The 17,611-nt window shown below is 65.1% G+C and carries 14 protein-coding genes; 6 read left to right on the top strand and 8 right to left on the bottom strand.

What is annotated here, in order from left to right; genetic code table 11:
- The first annotated feature begins 3 nt into the window (after positions 1-3).
- The 3 genes from RIT73_RS04005 to RIT73_RS03995 are packed head-to-tail and all read left to right on the top strand — an operon-like array spanning position 4 to position 3,559.
- Positions 4-1,533, top strand: coding sequence for a sugar ABC transporter ATP-binding protein (locus RIT73_RS04005; RefSeq protein ID WP_309130762.1), 1,530 nt, complete (start codon positions 4-6; stop codon positions 1,531-1,533).
- Positions 1,530-2,507 (top strand): ABC transporter permease, encoded by a 978-nt coding sequence (locus RIT73_RS04000; protein ID WP_309130761.1) that lies wholly within the window; start codon positions 1,530-1,532, stop codon positions 2,505-2,507. The genes RIT73_RS04005 and RIT73_RS04000 overlap by 4 nt, the downstream gene beginning before the upstream one ends.
- Before the next feature lie 35 nt (positions 2,508-2,542).
- Positions 2,543-3,559 carry an alcohol dehydrogenase catalytic domain-containing protein gene (locus RIT73_RS03995; RefSeq protein ID WP_309130760.1) on the top strand — a complete coding sequence of 339 codons (1,017 nt, stop codon included), beginning with the start codon at positions 2,543-2,545 and terminating at the stop codon, positions 3,557-3,559.
- A 194-nt stretch (positions 3,560-3,753) separates the two neighbouring features.
- On the opposite strand, the gene rplI is transcribed toward RIT73_RS03995, so the two are convergent.
- The 8 genes from rplI to RIT73_RS03955 all read right to left on the bottom strand — a co-directional run bounded on the left by rplI (position 3,754) and on the right by RIT73_RS03955 (position 12,987).
- On the bottom strand, positions 3,754-4,212 hold the full coding sequence (rplI, locus tag RIT73_RS03990; protein WP_309130759.1) for a 50S ribosomal protein L9: 459 nt from the start codon (positions 4,210-4,212) through the stop codon (positions 3,754-3,756).
- A gap of 15 nt (positions 4,213-4,227) precedes the next feature.
- Positions 4,228-4,467, bottom strand: coding sequence for a 30S ribosomal protein S18 (rpsR, locus tag RIT73_RS03985; protein WP_113903124.1), 240 nt, complete (start codon positions 4,465-4,467; stop codon positions 4,228-4,230).
- A 37-nt stretch (positions 4,468-4,504) separates the two neighbouring features.
- Positions 4,505-5,146, bottom strand: a complete 642-nt coding sequence (locus RIT73_RS03980) for a single-stranded DNA-binding protein (protein WP_309130758.1) — start codon at positions 5,144-5,146, stop codon at positions 4,505-4,507.
- A 32-nt stretch (positions 5,147-5,178) separates the two neighbouring features.
- Positions 5,179-5,469, bottom strand: coding sequence for a 30S ribosomal protein S6 (gene rpsF, locus RIT73_RS03975; protein WP_309130757.1), 291 nt, complete (start codon positions 5,467-5,469; stop codon positions 5,179-5,181).
- A gap of 160 nt (positions 5,470-5,629) precedes the next feature.
- Positions 5,630-6,919: a glycosyltransferase family 87 protein gene (locus tag RIT73_RS03970; RefSeq protein WP_309130756.1), complete on the bottom strand. Its 1,290-nt coding sequence runs from the start codon at positions 6,917-6,919 to the stop codon at positions 5,630-5,632.
- Between the two features lie 33 nt (positions 6,920-6,952).
- Entirely contained in the window at positions 6,953-9,172 is a 2,220-nt protein-coding gene (locus tag RIT73_RS03965; RefSeq protein WP_309130755.1) for a transglycosylase domain-containing protein, read from the bottom strand.
- 461 nt (positions 9,173-9,633) lie between these two features.
- Positions 9,634-11,340, bottom strand: coding sequence for an AMP-binding protein (locus tag RIT73_RS03960; RefSeq protein WP_309130754.1), 1,707 nt, complete (start codon positions 11,338-11,340; stop codon positions 9,634-9,636).
- Positions 11,341-11,475: 135 nt separating this feature from the next.
- Positions 11,476-12,987, bottom strand: a complete 1,512-nt coding sequence (locus RIT73_RS03955) for a CCA tRNA nucleotidyltransferase (protein WP_309130753.1) — start codon at positions 12,985-12,987, stop codon at positions 11,476-11,478.
- Between the two features lie 135 nt (positions 12,988-13,122).
- Here RIT73_RS03955 and RIT73_RS03950 point away from each other — a divergent pair, with 135 nt between their 5' ends.
- From RIT73_RS03950 to murJ, 3 genes are read left to right on the top strand one after another with little or no spacing between them, the layout of a single operon-like run.
- Positions 13,123-13,611, top strand: a complete 489-nt coding sequence (locus RIT73_RS03950) for an NUDIX hydrolase (RefSeq protein ID WP_309130752.1) — start codon at positions 13,123-13,125, stop codon at positions 13,609-13,611.
- 44 nt (positions 13,612-13,655) lie between these two features.
- Positions 13,656-15,989, top strand: a complete 2,334-nt coding sequence (locus tag RIT73_RS03945; protein WP_309130751.1) for a DUF6049 family protein — start codon at positions 13,656-13,658, stop codon at positions 15,987-15,989.
- Between the two features lie 42 nt (positions 15,990-16,031).
- Positions 16,032-17,609, top strand: a complete 1,578-nt coding sequence (murJ, locus tag RIT73_RS03940) for a murein biosynthesis integral membrane protein MurJ (protein WP_375294972.1) — start codon at positions 16,032-16,034, stop codon at positions 17,607-17,609.
- The last annotated feature ends 2 nt before the right edge of the window (positions 17,610-17,611 follow it).

The following is a 17,611-nucleotide window of genomic DNA, read 5'->3' as shown; positions in this document are numbered from 1 at the left end:
GCCATGTCGAACAGTGATGCGGACCGACTGCCGGTCGAGCTGAGCCACATCAGCAAGCGGTTCGGCGCCACCCAGGCTCTCGATGACGTGTCCGTGACGATCCGTCCCGGCCAGGTTCATTCGATCGTGGGCGAGAACGGCGCCGGGAAGTCAACTCTCGGCAAGATCATCGCCGGAGTCTATTCTCCCGATGACGGGGACCTTCTCATCGACGGGGACCCGGTCAGACACTGGAACCCCGGCACGGCCCAGACCGCCGGAATCGCCATGATCGCCCAGGAACTCGCCCTCGTGCCGGACCTCACCGTTGCCGAGAACGTGTACCTGGGGGCCGAACGACATCGACTCGGGTTCCTCAAACGCGGGCTGAACGAACGCTTCGCCGCTCTCGACGCGGAAGTGGGCTTCGGCCTGAACCCACGAGCACTGGTCCGCGATCTCAGGATCGCGGACCAGCAGAAGACGGAGATCCTGCGCTCACTGGCACGCAATGCGAACGTCATCGTCATGGATGAACCGACGTCCTCGCTGACCGCACATGAGATGGGCCAGCTCGAGACCCTCATGCGCAGTCTGTCCGAACGCGGTTGCAGCATCATCTACGTGTCGCACTTCCTCGACTCCGTGCTGCGAGTCTCCGACACCGTCACGGTCATGCGCGACGGCCGGCACATCATGACCGTGCCCGCCGAGGATGTCGGCAAACGCGATCTGGTCACCGCCATGCTCGGCCGTGAACTGGATCAGGCGTTTCCGGACCGCACCGAGGCACCTGAACCAGGCGACGTCCCTCTGCTCAAGGTGTCGAACCTGGCAACGGACACAGGGGTCAAGGATATGTCCTTCGAGGTGCATCGCGGCGAGATCGTGGGCCTGCTCGGACTCGTCGGCAGCGGTCGCTCCGAATGCCTGCGCGCGTTGATCGGCGTCGATGCGATCACGGGCGGAACCGTGGAGGTCAAAGGCTTCGACCGGACCGGGGCCCCTCCGCATCGGATGATCTCCGAAGGAGTTTTCCTGGTCCCGGAGGATCGGCACAAGGACGGACTCGTCCTCGAACGCTCTGTCCGGGAGAACATTGCCCTGTCCAGCCTGGCAGCTCGCGCCACCTCGGGGATCGTGCGCACGTCCGCTGAGATCGGCACAGCCCGCGAGCTCGCCGATTCGCTCGAGATCCGACCCCTGGACATCGAACGCCCGGTGGGGCAATTCTCCGGCGGCAACCAGCAGAAGGCCCTGCTCGCCAAGGCGCTGGCCGCGAAACCCGATCTGGTCATCCTCGATGAGCCGACCCGTGGGGTCGACGTCGGTGCAAAACGCACGATCTACGACCTCATCAGCCGACTCGCCGCCGACGGCTACGGGGTGCTCCTGATCTCCTCCGAACACGAGGAGATCATGGAATTGGCGCACCGCGCCTATCTCGTCGCAGGCGGTCGCACCATCGATCACATCGAACCGAGCGAGTCGACCATGGAGAACGTCCTGTTCCGACTCTTCCACGTCGCTTCCGGAGAGGAGCCCGCAGCATGAAACAGCTGTTCAACAACCGTGTTCCGGCCGCCAGGACCAGACCATCGATCCGCCAGGTGACCATCGAATACGCGGTCCTCATCCTGTTGGGCGTCGTCATCGTCGCCCTCGCCATCCTGTCCCCGTCGTTCTTCACTTTCGGCAACCTTGTCAACATCCTCAGTCAGAACGCTCCACTCGTCATCATCGCCGCCACCGGAACGTTCGTCATCATCTCGGGCAACTTCGACCTCTCCACCGGCGCGATGTACAGCCTCGCAGGTGTGCTGGCGGCGTCGATCTCCATGGCCTTCGACACCGTCTGGCCCGCTCTGCTCGCCGCACCCGTCATCGGAATCCTGCTGGGCACCTTCAACGGGCTTGTCATCACTCGGCTCCGAGTCCATTCCTTCCTCGCCACTCTCGCCTCATCGATGATCTTCACGACCATCGCCGTCCTGATCACCGGTGGAAGCCTCATCACCGTCACCACCGAAGGGTTCTCGGCGCTCGGCCGAGAGAGGATCGGAGGGATCTTCATCTCCGTGTTCGTCATGATCGCCGTGGTCGCTGCCCTGTGGTTCGTTCTGCGCAGATCGGTCTTCGGCCGGCATGTGTTCGCCGTCGGTGGGAACCCCGAGGCGGCCGAGATGTCGGGGGTGCGGGTGATCAGGGTGAGAGTGGCTGTGATGGCGCTGAGCGGTCTGGCCGCAGGCATTGCCGGCGCCATCGGAGTCTCCCGCATCGCCTCAGGACAGCCCTTGGCGGGGACCGGTATGGAGCTGCAGGCCATCGCCGCCGTCATCCTGGGCGGCACAAGCATCTACGGAGGGGTCGGAGCCGTCTGGCGATCCGTCGCCGGAGTCTTCCTCATCGCACTCATCGGCAATGGCTTCGACCTGCTCAGCCTCAATCCGCAGCTGAAGGACCTGGTCACCGGCTTCATCATCCTGGCGGCAGTCGGTTTGGCGGCAGCGGACCGCGTCCGTCGCTGACACCGCCCACCCACCGCGTATCGAAAGGGCACATCATGGCCGAAGTCCTGCAGTTCAGCGAGTTCGGCGGTCCCGAACGCCTCCGGGTCGTCGACGTCGATGACCCGCCCTTGGCGCCCGACGAGGTCCGCTACGAAGTCAGAGCCTTCGCCCTCAATCGGGCGGATCTCATGTTCCTGGCGGGCGAACACTACACGGTCCCGCAGTTCCCCACCCGGATCGGGCAGGAGGCTGCCGGCGTCGTCACCGAGGTCGGCAGCGCAGTGAGCCGCTTCCAGATCGGCGACCGGGTATCGGCGCTGCCGTTTCACACGTTGTGTCACGGCAACCAGGGCAGGACTGCAGTGACTCCCGAGGACTACTTGGCGCCGCTTACCGACGGGATCGACTTCATCCACGGCACTTCCATCTGGATGCAGTACCTCACCGCCTGGTTCGCCTTCACCGAAGCGGCTGACCTGAAGTGGGGTGACACCGTCCTCGTGAGGGCTGCGGCCAGCAGCGCCGGCCTCGGCGCCCTGCAGATCGCGCAGTTGCTGGGACTGAAGACGGTGGCGACGATTCGCACCGCCGCCAAACGAGACCTGGTCCTCGAACACGGCGCCAATGCCGTCGTCATCGACGGAGTCGACGATCTCGATGCCGTCAGCCAGGAGATTTCGCTCGGGCGCGGATTCGCGGCTTCCTTCGATCCGATCGCCGGGGACTCGCTCTTCGACTACGCGCATCTACTGGGTCCGGATGCCATCGTTCTCGGCTACGGGACGCTCAGCGATGCCCAACCCGTTGTGCCGGTCGCGGCAATGGCACGTGTGCGGGCTCGTTTCCACCCGTACTCGATGTACAACCATGTCGGCGATCCCCACCAACGTGAACGCGCCGTCGCCGCAATCTCGGCCGCGCTGAATGGGGGTCAGCTCTCGCCTCTGGTGGACCGGGTCTTCGAGTTCGCGGACTTCGCAGGGGCCTACGAGCACATGCTGTCGAATCAGCAGTCCGGCAAGATCGTCGTCCAGGTCGAGCCGCCGATAGAGCCAGCTGATCGCGCCTGAGAGGCACCACCCGTGTAACCGCACTCTCGGTCGGCCGTGAATGCAGAATTGGTGGTCACAGACCCGAGGGGAAACCGTGAAATATCGTGGTTTCCCTCGGGTCTGTGACCACCAAATCGTCTGCTGCGAACCTTCACGGCCGCGCGCCCTGACGACGCGCTGAACAGAATCGACCTCAGCGGTCAGGCCTGGTCTCAGGCCTTGCCGACGACCTCGAACTTGGCGTTGGCGGTGATCGCGTCGTTGACGCGCACCGTGGCCGTGTAGGTGCCCGGGGTCTTGACGTGACCGGCCAGGGCAACCTGACGGCGGTCGAAGTCATGTCCGGTTGCAGCCTGCAGGGCTTCGGCCACCAGGGCAGGGGTGACGGCGCCGAAGAGGCGACCGTTCTTTCCGGCCTTGAGCTCGATGCGAGCGCTGGAGGCTTCCAGCTGTGCCTTGACCTTGACTGCTTCATCGTGGTCGGCGATCTGCTTCGACTGGCGAGCCTTGCGGAGAGCCTCGATGTGCTTCTCCGCGCCCTCGCTCCAGACGCTTGCCCAGCCACGAGGCAGGAGCAGGTTACGGGCGTAACCGGCACGCACCTCGACGATGTCGCCGGCGGCTCCGAGGCCGTCGACTTCCTGATTCAGAATCACTTTGCGGTTTGGCATGTTTCTTCTCTCCGATCAGCGAGCAGAGCTCGAGTAGGGCAGAAGTGCCATCTCGCGGGCGTTCTTCACGGCCTTCGCGATGACGCGCTGTTCCTGCACGGTCACGCCGGTGACGCGACGTGCGCGGATCTTGCCACGGTCAGAAATGAACTTACGAAGCGTAGCGGTGTCCTTGTAGTTGATCTTGGCCGCTTCGCCTTTTTTGAGCGGATTCGCCTTCTTCTTGATAGGCTTCCGGATCTCTGGCTTTGCCATGAGTATCTCCTGATTTACGAAATGTCGTCAGACGTGGTTAGAACGGTGGTTCATCGGCGCCCGGATTGCCCCAGCCGCCGTTGCCGCCCTGTGGACTCGATGATGCCCATGGATCATTCGCCGGTCCGTTGTTCCCCTGGCTGTAGCCGCCCTGGCGCTGACCACCCTGCTGCGGGTTGCCCTGGCCAGGATTGCCCTGGGGCGCGCCCTGCTGCGGGTTGCTGCCCCATCCCGATTGCTGCCCGAAGCCGCCCTGCTGGGCGCCTCCCTGCTGGCCGCCGGGGTTGCCACCGCCGGAGAATCCGCCGCCGCTGCGTTCGTTCTTCGACACCTGAGCGGTGGCGCGCCGCAGGCTGGGGCCGACTTCGTCGACGTCCAGTTCCATGACGGTGCGCTTCTCGCCCTCTTTGGTCTCGAAGGAACGCGACTTGAGCCGGCCCTGCACGATGACCCGAGTCCCTCGCTGGAGGCTTTCGGCTACGTTCTCGCCCATTTCGCGCCACACTGAGCAACGGAGGAACAGTGTCTCTCCGTCTTTGAACTCATTGGACGCGCGGTCGAAGACGCGTGGCGTCGAGGCCACGGTGAAGTTTGCGACGGCCGCACCATTGGGTGTGAATCGCAATTCGGGATCACTTGTCAGATTCCCGACAACCGTGATGACTGTTTCGCCTGCCATTGAATGCTCCTTGAAGCGAGGTAGCTTGACGCTTACTTGGCGTCTGGGCGGAGGATCTTGGTGCGCAGAACGGACTCGTTGAGTCCGAGCTGACGATCGAGTTCCTTGGTCGTTGCAGGCTCGGCGTGGAAGTCCACCACGACGTAGAAGCCTTCGGACTTCTTCTGGATCTCGTAGGCGAAGCGCCTGCGTCCCCAGATGTCCACGTTGTCGACGGTTCCGTTCTCAGCCGGAACAACCTTCAGCAAGTTGTCCACGGTGTCAGCCAACGTCCGCTCTTCGAGTTCGTTGTCAAGAATGAGCATGAGCTCGTAATGACGCATGTGTCACCCACCTCCTCTGGTCTTCACGGCCATGGTCGTTCCATGGCAGGAGGGTATCTATGCATATCGGTTCCGGCTTCCGCGATAGGCGCGAATTGGGAACAGACCTCACCATTCTAGAGGACGCGGGCGACCGCTGTCATGTTTGCGGACAGTGCCCTCAGCCACGCCGAGGCGGCACCCCGGCAGCCGCCACCGTGATTCGCCGTGGGGCCCTGATCCGCTGCCGGTGGAGATTCTCGCCGGCGAAGATGATTGCCGCCACGAGTGCGAACAGACGCAGCAGGGTGAAGAGGGCAACCCATGCCGGTTCGAGTCCGTGGTCGCTGTCGTAGCCGCTGACATCGCCGAGGTGGATCGACACGGCGAAGCTCGCCTCCGCCAGTGCCCAGACGATGAGCACCCACCAGCGGTGGACGGCGAGGACCAGAAAGGGCAGCAGCCACAGGCTGTCCCACGTCATCATTCCCGGCGCGAGCAGAAGATACCCGCCGATGAGCAGACAGGCCGCAACCGCGGGGTCGAGACCGTTCCTGCGCACGAGAATCATCGCGATCGACACCGCCGCCACTACGCCGAGGGCCGCGGTGGCCCACACCGGACCCCACACCTCGGCGTCGCCAATCCTCGCCAGGACGAGGATCGAGGCGAAGGAACCACCGTCGACGGCGTCGGAGAACCAATGCATGACCCGGTCGACGGCGCTGCCGTCGAGGATGAGGATGAGCGCCGAGGTGACCGCCGCCGCGGCGATCATCATCCGCGGATCCCGGTGCGGTGCGGCTCGGGTCGGATGGGGCCCTGCCAAGCACAGGGCGAGCCCGACGAGCAGCGCGAGGGGGTTGATGAACGTCGCGATCCCGACCAGCATCCCGGACGCCCACGGTCGCGACCGGACGGGCGGGGCGCCGATGAACAGAATGAGAGCCCAAACGCTCAGGGCCACCGCGACTGGATCGAGGGTCGAACCGAGAGTGAAGAGGATGACCGGCGAGGCGAAGACGGCGACCAGCCACGCCCTCTCGCGGGCGAGGACCAGGAGTCCGACTCCGAGCGCCGCGATGCCGAGGACGTTGAGGATGAGGACGAACGGCATGAAGACCGACACATCATCGGTCACGCCCTGCATCGCAGTGACCAGGCGTGCGTCGAGGACGGACAACCCGGCTTCGCCTCCACCGGCTCGTCCCGGCACGTCGGGATTGAGCTGGCCGAGGAATGCGGTCGCCAGCGGTCCGGCGCACATCCTCGCCGAGGCGGAGGGCTGGGCGTAGCCCGAGCTCAGGCAGGGAGCCTGCAGGGCGAGCGCGAGGAACGTCGTGACACCGAGCAGGGAGGTGAGGATGTAGGCCTGGAAGCGCCGGAAGCGTGCCCCGGCGAAACCGAGATGAATGCCGCCCGGACCGCCGAGCAGGGGCTCGGCGATCCGGGTGCTGGAGTTCGAAGGCATGGCTAGAGGTTAGCGGTTGGGACTAAGCAAACCCTATTGAGCTGGGACTTCCCCTTCCAGTAGGCCGTCGCCTCCGTCAGCGTCTTTATCGTTCTTCGGCGGTTTCGTTGGCGGAGGATCTTCCTTCGGTGGGTCCTTCGGCTCAGGCGCGGGGCTCTTGTCCCCACCGTCCTTCGAGCCGTCCTTCTCTTCCCTGGCGTCCTTCGAACCGTCCTTCTCACCCTCGGACTCCTTGTCCTTGTCCTTGGGATCCTCGGTCGGCTTCTCCTTGGGCTCCTCGATGGGTGCCTTGGTCTTCTTCGGACGATCGTTGTCATCGTTGTCGCGCGGCTGCCTGCTCGGCCGCGGAGGCGCCGGCTCGCCCGGGTTCACGGGCTTCTTCACCTGCGGCAGTTGACCGCGCTCGGGGAACTTCTCGATCGGCTCACCCTTGAGAGCGTCCTGCATGTACTCGGTCCACACCTGGATGGGGAACGAGCCACCGGTGACTTCGCTGCGACCACCGTACGACCCGATGGGCACGGGTCCCTTCTCGCCTTGGCGGTAGAGAGCGACGACGGTCGACAGGTTCGGGGTGTAGCCGGCGAACCATGCGGAGTAGTTGTCCGACGAGGTACCGGTCTTGCCGGCCGCCGGCCGCCCGAGGTTCTGAGCGTAGCTTCCCGACCCGCCGTTGACGACCTGACGCAGGGCGTAGGAGGTCTCTGCGGCCACGGCCTTGTCGAAGACGCGCTTGCCCTTGTTCTTCGCCTTGTAGATCTCGGTGCCTTCGGCGTCGGTGACATGGTCGATGGCGTGGGTCTCGTGCCGGACCCCGTTCGAGGCGAAGGTCGCATAGGCCGTGGCCATGTCGATGACCCGCGGGCTGGCGGTGCCGAGCACGTTACCCGAATTCGCCTCGAGCCCCCGAGTGCACGCGGCGATCTCACCCTGCTTTTCCTGTTCCTTGGTGCAGCCGGGACGGAAACCGGCCCGCTCGGCCACATCGACGGTCTTCTCAGGGCCGACCTGAACGTTGAGCTGGGCGTATGCGGTGTTGATCGAACTCTGAGTCGCCTTGAGCAGAGTCACCGGGCCATAGCTCGCCCCGCCGAAGTTCTTCGGCCTCCACGTCCCGCCTTCGGGCAGCTGCAGCGTTGTGGGGCTTCCGACATACCTGTCCGTCAGGCGGACCCCGTTCTCGAGACCCGCGACCAAGGCGAAGGGCTTGAATGTCGATCCTGCCTGGGCGGCGGCCTGGGTCGAGGCGTTGAAAGCCTGGTCCAGGTAGTCCTCGCCGCCGTAGAATGCCTCGATCGCTCCGGACTTGGGGTTGATGGAGACGAGCCCAGCCTGCAGACCTTTCGGCTTGTCCTTCGGCAAGGACTCGATGGCCTTCTCGGCGTCCTTCATCCGATCCTTGTCGAAGGTGGTGACGATCTCGTAGCCGCCACGGTCGAGCTGTGATTCATCAATGTTGAGCTTCGCCATCACCTCGCGGCGGACGAACTCCCACATGTAGCCCTTCTGCCCGGACAGGGAGTTCTCCTTGTTGGCCTCCTTCACCTTCGGCATCTCGACCTCATCGGCCTGCTCCTGGGTGATGAAGCCCTCGTCGACCATCGACTTGATGACGTAATTGAAGCGGTCTTCGTAGGCTTCCGGATTGTCCGCCGGATCAGCTGCACCGGGACGCTGGATCATCGCGGCCAGGAGTGCGGACTCGCTCAGGTTGAGGTCCTTCGCGGGCTTGTCGAAGTAGTTCTCGCTGGCGACCTCGATGCCGTAGGAGCGGCGACCGAGGTAGATGGTGTTGAGGTAGTTGGCGAGGATCTCGTCCTTGCTCTGCTCCTGATCGATCTTCAGGGCGATGAACATCTCCTTGACCTTGCGGCCCATGGAGTGCTCGTTCGTGAGGTAGAAGTTCTTCACGTACTGCTGCGTGATCGTCGATCCGCCACCGGCGTAATTGTTCGTCGCCACGCCCACGACCGCTCGGGACAGACCCTTGATCGAGATTCCGCGGTTCTCATAGAACGTGGTGTCCTCCGCCGCGATGGCGGCCAGCTGCATCGGCTTGGAGATCTCGTCGATCGGGACAGATTTGCGGTCCTCGACCTTGTACTGCCCGATCGGTGTCTTGCCATCGGAGTAGTAGACCGTCGACGTCTGACCCGTTGCCTCGATGTTGGGCTCAGGAATGTCCGTCACCGCATATCCGATGATGAATCCGATGCAGCCGAGGATGATGAGGCTCAACCCGCCCGTGACCATCAGGCGAAGGCTGGGGAGGAAACGCTTCCACCCGCTCACTCCAGCGCGCGGGTAGTTGAGTATGTTCTTGATGCTGTTTCCTCTGGTCGTGGAAACGGATTGTCCCTTAGCCACCCAAGGTCCTCCAGGTCAGTCAGCCTGCCGCAATGAGTCGGCGACGAGGTTCGAAAAAAGGTCACACGTGATTTTCAGTGTGACACGCAATCTTTGGAACATAGTGAAAGACGCCTGAGCCGGGTGGCCCGTCCCAGGTCAGGACCTTCGAGCGAAGAAGAAACCCGGCCGCCGAACATTCCCACTGACCTGCACTGATGCACCATGTCCACTCAACACGCCGCAACTGGTGCGTCGTTGCTCACATTCCCTCACCGAGGTGGGCGCAGGCGCCCGTGCGATCGCCGGGAACCCGTGCGATCGCCGCGGCGAACACCGGGAACCCGCGCACCCGCGCCGAGGTGACCTCACCCCTTGAGATCGAAGTCCGTGTCCGCGTACTCCTGACCTTCGATCCGCGGTTCCCCGGTGAAGGGATGCAGCTCGTTCTCGCGAGCCCGCAGCTCCACCCGCCGGATCTTGCCGGAGATGGTCTTGGGCAGCTCTGCGAATTCGAGCCTGCGGATGCGCTTGTACGGTGCCAGATGCTTCCGGCAGTAGGCGAGGATGTCGCGGGCTGTGTCCGCGCTTGCCTCATAGCCGTTGCCCACGACGACATAGGCCTTGGGAACCGCGAGACGCACGGGATCGGGCGAGGGGACCACCGCCGCCTCGGCGACGGCTTCGTGCTCGATGAGCACGCTCTCGAGCTCGAACGGGGACAGGCGGTAGTCGCTGGCCTTGAACACGTCGTCGGCGCGGCCGACGTAGGTGATGTAGCCGTCCGCGTCCCTCTCGGCCACGTCACCGGTGTGATAGATGCCGTCGGCGAACGCCTCGGCGGTCTTCTCCTCGTTGTTCCAGTACCCGCTGGTCAGACCGACCGGTCGCGGGTCGAGCCGGAGGCAGATCTCACCCTCGTTGCCCTCCTCGCCGGTCGCGGGGTCGACGAGCACCACATCGTAGCCGGGCAGGGGCTTGCCCATCGAACCGGATCTGAGCTCCTGACCGGGCGAGTTCCCGATCTGCAGAGTCGTCTCCGTCTGGCCGTAGCCGTCGCGGATGAGCACGCCCCAGTCCCTCTTCACCTGATCGATGACCTCGGGGTTGAGCGGTTCGCCGGCGCCCAGGGCCTTGCTCGGCGGATTCTGCAGATGACCGAGGTCGGCCTGGATGAGCATCCGCCAGACGGTGGGTGGGGCGCAGAAGCTCGTCACTCCCACCCGGTCCATGGTCTCCATCAGCGCGTTCGCGTCGAAGCGGGTGTAGTTGTAGAGGAAGACGCAGGACTCGGCGATCCAGGGGGTGAAGATGTTCGACCAGGCATGCTTGGCCCAGCCGGGAGAGGCGACGTTGAGGTGGACGTCGCCGGGGGTCAGACCCATCCAGTACATCGTCGACAGGTGCCCGACGGGGTAGGAGACGTGGGAGTGGGCGACCATCTTCGCCTTCGACGTGGTGCCCGAGGTGAAGTAGAGCAGCAGCAGGTCGTCGGCTCGGGACCTGCCCTGGGGGTCGAACTCGACGCTCTCCTCGGCGGCGTCCGCGTAGTCGTAGTCCTGGTCGCGGGTCGACTCGCCACCGACGACGATGCGCACGACCTCGGTCTCGACCTCGTCGAACTTGGCCGCGTCCGCCGGCCCGGCGACGACGAACTGCGCCTGTCCGCGCTCCACCCGGTCGGTGAGGTCGATGGGGCCCAACTGGGTTGTCGTGGGCAGGAGAACAGCGCCGAGCTTGATGCCGGCGAGCATCGTCTCCCACAGCTCGACCTGGTTGCCGAGCATCACCATCACGTGGTCGCCCCGTCTGACGCCGGCCCGGCGGAGGAAGTTGGCCACCTGGTTGGACCGGCGAGAGAGCTCGGCGAAGCTCCACCTGCCCTCACTGCCGTCCTGCTCGACGATCCACAGCGCCGGGGCGTCGTTGCCGACAGCGATCGGGTCGAACCAGTCGAGGCCGAAGTTGAAATGGGTGAATCGGGGCCATTCGAAGGCCTCGCACGCAGTTTCCCGGTCGTTGCGCAGTTCGATCAGACGATCCCTGGCGGCACGGAATTCTTCTGTCACGGTCATAGAGGTCTCCTCACATCGTTGCCTGCACCATAGCGTGTGACGACGAACACATTGTCCACGACAACGAAGTTACCAGCCGGTCAACGTGGATCGGCAGGCGGGGGTGGATCCTCTCTCGAGAACAGCCCTGTGAAGTCAGCCCGCGGCGGGGCCTTCGTCTCCCGCGGACTCGCTCGGGGCGTTCTCAGCCCACCACTGCCGCAGCAGCTCTTCGGCGCGTTCCGGTTCGAGCGGACCGTGTTCGAGGCGCATCTCGAGCAGGTACTTGTAGGCCTTGCCGACCAAGGGCGAGGGTGGGATGTCGAGGATGGCCATGATCTGCCGACCGTCGAGGTCCGGTCGAATCGCGGCGAGCTCCTCCTGCTCGGCCAGCTTCTCGATGCGCTGCTCGAGATCGTCGTAGGCGAAGGCGAGCCGATCCGCCTTCTTCTTGTTCCGAGTCGTGACATCGGCGCGGGTGAGAATGTGCAGCCGGGTCAGCAGGGGCCCGGCGTCGGTGATGTAGCGACGGACGGCGGAGTCGGTCCAGCCGGCGTCGCCGTATCCGTAGAACCGCAGATGCAGCTCGACGAGGCGCGCGACCGCTTTGGTCGTGTCCTTGTCGAAGCGCAGGGCTTTCATCCGCTTGGCGGTCAGCTTCGCACCGACCGCGTCGTGGTGATAGAAGGTCACCGCACCGCCGGGCAGGAACTTCCGGGTCGCCGGCTTGCCGATATCGTGCATGAGCGCTGCGAAGCGGACGGTGAAGTCGGGTTCCTCGAGCCGCTGCGGATCCTCGGGGCTCAGTCCCGCCTCGCGCTGCTTCGCGGCGTAATCGTGTTCGAGCTCGACGGCCTGGCGCAGCACGGTCAGGCTGTGCTGGTAGACGTCCTTGTGCCGGTGATGCTCATCGGTCTCGAGCCGCAGCCCTGCCACCTCGGGCAGGACGTGGTCGGCGACCGAAGTGCGGACCAGGAGGTCGATGCCGGCGGCGGGGTCCACCCCGGTGATGAGTTTGCGCAGTTCGACCTGCACGCGCTCGGCGGAGACGATGGCGATGCGATCGGCCATGTCGCTCATCGCGGCCTCCACCTCGGCGACGGCGCGCAGTCCGAGCTGGGAGGTGAAGCGGGCGGCGCGCATCATCCGCAGGGGATCGTCGGAGAAGGAGTCCGCGGCGGCCCCGGGGGTCCGGATGGCACCCTCGGTGAGGTCGGCGAAACCGCCGAACGGGTCGACGAAGGTCTTCGAGGGCAGGCGGACGGCCATCGCACCGATCGTGAAGTCCCGGCGCACGAGGTCGGCGTCGAGTTCGGAGCCGAAGGAGACGACGGGTTTGCGGGAATCGGGGTCGTAGGCCTCGGCGCGGTAAGTCGTGATCTCGATCTGCGCCCCGGACTTCATCGCGCCGATCGTTCCGAATTCGCGCCCGATGTCCCAGTGGGTGTCGACCCAGCCGGAGATCAGCGCGAGGATGTCATCGGGACGGGCATCGGTGGTGAAATCGAGGTCGGGCATCGGTCTGCCCAGCAGTGCGTCCCGGACCGATCCGCCGACGAGCGCGAGTTCGAACCCCGCGTCGGCGAAGCGCTGTCCCAGCGGCCCGAGGATGTGGTCGAGCTCCTCGAGCTTGTCGTGCAGGCGGGCCTGTGCACTCTGTGGATCCACCGAACTCCTTCTCATCCGTGCGGCCGCGGGCTCATCCCTGCGGTCGCTTGCCGCTCCGGCGGCTCGTCGAGCGTCCTCCAGCCTACCGGGGGCGGTTCGACGAAACTTCCAAGAATCGCCTATTAAGGTAGGAGAATGACCACACCGATGCCCAAGCCGGGACCCAGAGCGTCCCGTCGCACCACGGTTGAGGAGATTTCCGCCGGGGGCATCGTCGTCGACTTCACCAGGTCAGACCTGCCCGTCGCCGTGATCGCCCGGCTCAACCGCGCGGGCCGGATCGAATGGTGTCTGCCGAAAGGCCACCTGGAGGGAGCGGAGACCCCTGCCGAGGCGGCTCGCCGTGAGGTGGAGGAGGAGACCGGGATCTCCGGTGAGGTCATCCGGCCGTTGGGCACGGTCGACTACTGGTTCACGGTCGCCGGCATCCGCGTCCATAAACTCGTCCACCACTTCCTTCTGCGTGCCCGATCGGGGACCCTGACGGTGGATAATGATCCTGACCAAGAGGCGATCGAAGCGGCTTGGATCCCGTTCAATCAGCTGCGATCGAAGTTGTCGTTCGCCAATGAACGCCGTATCGTCGCCGCTGCCCGACCCATGGTGATCCGGCAGGATCAGTGAGCGGACGGATCAGCGATGACCAGGACGAGTGACGAAAAGGAACAGTGAAGCCCATTAGCCGCGCGCGTTTCCTCTTCGCCCTGCTGAGCTCGACCCTCTTGCTCACAGGGTCGGTTCTCGCATTCCCCGTCCTCGCCCAGGCATCGCCGGCAGCGGAGGGTGATCGCGATTCGTCCGGTGTCGCCATCACCCTCGACGAGGTGACGCCCTGGGTCGATCCCGACGGCACGCTGACGGTGCGGGGGCTGATCACCAATTCCACCGACGAGGCGGTGAGCCGCCCCGACCTCGAGCTGCGGATGTCGACGCAGAACCTCGACGCCGAACACCGGATCGCCGCGTGGAAGAGCGACCAGTCGCAGAACCGCACGATCGCCGACCTCGACACCGATGGTCCCGAGGCGCGGAAGAAGGCGGAGAAGGACAACGACGATGAGAAGTCCGACCCGAAGCCGGTCGTCGACACGAAATTCGGCGACACGATCGCACCGGGCAGTTCACAGGAATTCTCCATCACCGTCCCCGCCGAGGACCTCGGCCTGCAGAAGTCCTCACCCGTCTCCTCCTGGGGCCCGCGCGGATTGGCCGTGCAGCTGCGTGACGCGACCGGTCTGCGCGCCTCCGGCATCGGATTCACCACCTGGTACCCCGACCCGAAGTTCGACAAGACCTCCATCACTTTCCTCGCTCCCGTCACCCTGCCCGGATACTCCGAGAACGGGCTGAGCAGCTCCGACGAACTCGATGCCGCGATCCGCGAGGGAGGCTCCCTGGCGTCGATCTCCAAGATCCTCGACACCCCGGGTGTGGCCATCGCCCTCGATCCGCGGATCATCGCCTCCTTCGACAAGGCGCTGTCCGCACCCGCGGCCCCCGCCGAGGGAGAGGCGGTCGAGGACGGTCAGGACCAGGATTCCGAGCCGAGCCCGACTGACGGGGCGAGCCCACCCACCACGGACGAGCCGACGAAGGCCCCGGAGCCCGACGGCAGCGATCCCCGCAACACCGAACCCGAATCACCCACCGAGGGCGATGACGCCCAGGCCCAGCAGGAGCAGCGGGACCGGCTCGAAGCCTGGTACCGCGACTTCATCACCAAGGCCAAGTCCCACACGGTCGTGGCGCTGCCCTACGGCGACCCCGATCAGATCGGACTGCGATCGGATCAGCTGAGCGGGCTCTCCGCCTTCTCCGAATCGCAGAAGGACCTGGTCAAGCAGGCGCTGCCGAACGCGAAGACGGAGATCGCCTGGCCCATCGCCGGCAGCGCCGAAAGCAGTGATCTGCGGGGATTGGCCGAGTCGGGAACGCAGACGGTGATCCTCGATGACCGGCAGCAGCCCTCGACAACCGGCACGCGTGACAGCGCTCATTCGCAGGTCGGCACCTCGGCGAACGACGACTCCTCGATCGAGACGCTCATCACCGATTCAGCTCTCACGGAGCTCAGCCGCAGCGCCATCGAATCCGACCGATCTGCGGCCGGCATCAGCGAACTCGTCGCCGTCACTGCGGCCATCCAAGCCGAAGCCCCCTACCGGACGCGTCACCTGCTGCTGCCTCTGCCGCGATCGGCGGCCTCACCGAACTGGGGCAAGGTCGTCGGTGCCGTCGACAGCGCCCCGTGGACCGACACCCCGAGCCTCGACGATCTCCTCGCCGCCGAACTCTCGCCCCGCGGCGCGCTGCGCACCGACACCGACCACCAGCACATCGCGCGGCGCACCTTCGAAGGCATCGCCGACGTCCGCCGGAGCGAGAGCCGGTTCAACACCGTGTACAGCGATGTGGCCGCGGCGAACACGACGCTCGACCGGTCGCTGCTCACCTGCACCTCGGTGGCGTGGACGACGGGAGGCAACGCCAACAGATGCCTCGAGCACGCGCGGGAGACGAGCCGGGGACAGATGGACAGCATCCACCTCGAGAAGGGCTCCTCGGTCCTCCTCGTCACCGGGGAGAAGACGACGATCCCGGTGACGATCGTCAACGACTCCATCGCCGAGGCGAAGCTGCGGGTGCGCATGCGACCGCAGACCCCGCAGCTGAAGGCCCAGACCACCGAGACCGTCGTGGTGCCGCCGGAGGCGACGACGCGCGTCGACGTGCCCGTCGAAGGGTTGGCCAATGCCGACGTTCCGACCACGATCGAGATGGTCACCGCCTCCGACGTCGTCCTGCCCCAGGACACCTCGCTGCTGGTCAGAGTCCGGGCTGATTGGGAGAACATCGGGACCGCGGTGATCGGGCTCGGCCTGGCGGGTGTGTTCATCATCGGCCTGATCAAGTCCGTCTCCCGCGGACGCCGGAAGATCCCCGAACAACAGCTGGCCGCCGCGGTCGCCCGCGCCCAGAACGACGAACCGGAAAAGAGGTAGGACTTGTCCAAGCTGACAGCTCTGGCCAGATCCTCGGCCGTGATGACGGCCGGAACGTTCACATCCCGCATCCTCGGCTTCGTCAAAGCCGCCCTCCTGGCTGCTGCGATCGGCGTGACCGCGGTCCAGGCCGACGCGTTCGACGTCGCCAACAAGGTCCCCAACACCCTGTACATGCTGCTCGCCGGGGGTGTGGTCAACGCCGTGCTCGTGCCGCAGCTGGTGCGGGCCGCGAAGATGAAAGACGGGGGCAAGGACTACACGAACCGCCTGCTCACCCTGTCCTTCCTGATCCTGGCCGGGGTCAGCGTCGTCGCGACGCTCGCCGCGCCGGTGCTCGTCTGGCTCTACTCCTCGGGGTGGAGTCCCGGGCAGATGGCTCTGGCCACCGCATTCGCCTACTGGTGCCTCCCGCAGCTGTTCTTCTATGGCCTCTACACGCTGCTCGGACAGGTGCTCAACGCGAAGTCCTCGTTCGGCCCCTACATGTGGGCCCCGGTGCTCAACAACGTCGTGGCGATCATCGGACTCGTCATCTTCATCGTCATGTTCGGCGCCGAGAAGACCACCTCGCATGCCATCGAGACGTGGACGCCGCAGAGCATCGCCCTGCTGGGCGGCTCCGCCACTCTCGGCGTCGCCGCCCAGGCGCTCATCCTCATCTGGCCGCTCAAACGGATCGGGTTCTCCTACCGTCCCACGTTCGGCTTCCGCGGGGTCGGACTCGGCACCGCGGGCAAGGTCGCCAGCTGGACCTTCGCGGCGATGCTGATCGGCCAGCTCGGTTTCCTCGTCATCTCCCGCGTCGCTGCCGGAGCCTCGGTCGAAGGGGCCGACAACGCCTCGAACGCCGCGTACTCGATGGCCTACCTCGTCTTCATGCTTCCGCACTCGCTCATCGCAGTGTCCCTGGCCACGGCCCTGTTCACCTCGATGAGCACGGACGCCGCGAATCAGGACACCGCGGCAGTGCGGGAGGGATTCTCCACCGGTGTGCGGATGGTGGGGATGATCAACCTCTTCGCGACCGTCGCCTTCTTCGTCCTCTCCACCCAGGTGGCATTGGTGATCGCCGGTGACGCCAACGTCGAGCAGGCGCAGGCGATCGGAGCGGTCATCGTGACGATGGTGATCGGGCTGATCCCCTTCAGCGCCAACTACCTGGCGCAACGGGTGTTCTACGCCTACGAGGACGCGAAGACCCCGTTCCTCATCCAGCTGCCCCAGGTGATCTTCACATCCCTCGCCGTGTGGGCGGTCGCGTACATTCCCAAGGAATTCACGGTCATGGCGATCGGAGCGGCGATGAGCCTCGGCTACCTCCTCGCGATGATCCTCTCGTTCTCGATCCTGCACAGACGCCTCGGCGGGATCGACATCCCGAACATCGTCAAGGCCCACCTCAAGTACCTGGCGGCCGGGGCGGTGACGATGGTCATCGGATTCCTCGGTCTCTACCTCATCAATGACTGGTTCCCGGTCGGACGGATCGCGGCTCTGCTCGAGGTCCTCGTGCTTGGTCTGGTCATGCTCGTCGTCTACCTCGGCGTGTGCTATCTGCTCAAGGTGCGAGAACTGCATTCGATTATTGGCGTCGTTGCTGGAAAAATAAGACGATAGCC

The sequence above is a fragment of the Brevibacterium sp. genome, assembly GCF_031179145.1.
Classification (GTDB): domain Bacteria; phylum Actinomycetota; class Actinomycetes; order Actinomycetales; family Brevibacteriaceae; genus Brevibacterium.
This window is presented reverse-complemented; position numbering and strand designations above follow the sequence as displayed.

What these genes read in the sequence shown, in the direction of transcription:
- rplI (WP_309130759.1), bottom strand. Translation starts at nt 4,212, where the DNA reads ATGCCAAACCGCAAAGTGATTCTGAATCAGGAAGTCGACGGCCTCGGA.
- RIT73_RS03960 (WP_309130754.1), bottom strand. Translation starts at nt 11,340, where the DNA reads ATGACCGTGACAGAAGAATTCCGTGCCGCCAGGGATCGTCTGATCGAA.
- rpsR (WP_113903124.1), bottom strand. Translation starts at nt 4,467, where the DNA reads ATGGCAAAGCCAGAGATCCGGAAGCCTATCAAGAAGAAGGCGAATCCG.
- RIT73_RS04005 (WP_309130762.1), top strand. Translation starts at nt 4, where the DNA reads ATGTCGAACAGTGATGCGGACCGACTGCCGGTCGAGCTGAGCCACATC.
- RIT73_RS03950 (WP_309130752.1), top strand. Translation starts at nt 13,123, where the DNA reads ATGACCACACCGATGCCCAAGCCGGGACCCAGAGCGTCCCGTCGCACC.
- murJ (WP_375294972.1), top strand. Translation starts at nt 16,032, where the DNA reads ATGACGGCCGGAACGTTCACATCCCGCATCCTCGGCTTCGTCAAAGCC.
- RIT73_RS03980 (WP_309130758.1), bottom strand. Translation starts at nt 5,146, where the DNA reads ATGGCAGGCGAAACAGTCATCACGGTTGTCGGGAATCTGACAAGTGAT.
- RIT73_RS04000 (WP_309130761.1), top strand. Translation starts at nt 1,530, where the DNA reads ATGAAACAGCTGTTCAACAACCGTGTTCCGGCCGCCAGGACCAGACCA.
- rpsF (WP_309130757.1), bottom strand. Translation starts at nt 5,469, where the DNA reads ATGCGTCATTACGAGCTCATGCTCATTCTTGACAACGAACTCGAAGAG.
- RIT73_RS03965 (WP_309130755.1), bottom strand. Translation starts at nt 9,172, where the DNA reads ATGGTCACGGGCGGGTTGAGCCTCATCATCCTCGGCTGCATCGGATTC.
- RIT73_RS03995 (WP_309130760.1), top strand. Translation starts at nt 2,543, where the DNA reads ATGGCCGAAGTCCTGCAGTTCAGCGAGTTCGGCGGTCCCGAACGCCTC.
- RIT73_RS03970 (WP_309130756.1), bottom strand. Translation starts at nt 6,919, where the DNA reads ATGCCTTCGAACTCCAGCACCCGGATCGCCGAGCCCCTGCTCGGCGGT.